Below are 252 nucleotides of genomic sequence, written 5' to 3' on the forward strand. Positions count from 1 at the left end.
GACGCGGTGGTCGGTGCCGAATGGGGCAAGCCCAGCTCCTCGCGCACTGCTCAGCGGAACGGGTACCGCCACCGGGACCTGGACACCCGGGTCGGCACCCTGGACGTGGCCATCCCCAAGCTCAGATGGTCAAGCCCCTCGTGATGGTGTAGCGGTCTGATCCTTCATGGGGGTCAGGCGCTGAGGCCGAGGGTGAGTTCGGTGTCGGGGTCCACCTCGTCTCCGGTGTTGGTCACGGTGGTGAGCCTGCAG

The 252-nt window shown here is 67.5% G+C and carries 1 pseudogene; it reads left to right on the top strand.

The features are described 5' to 3' along the window. A pseudogene (locus FLM69_RS11310) lies at nucleotides 1-126 on the top strand (transposase); the annotation flags it as partial. Between the last annotated feature and the right edge of the window lie 126 nt (nucleotides 127-252).

The sequence above is a fragment of the Micrococcus sp. R8502A1 genome (assembly GCF_006704135.1).
GTDB lineage: Bacteria > Actinomycetota > Actinomycetes > Actinomycetales > Micrococcaceae > Micrococcus > Micrococcus luteus.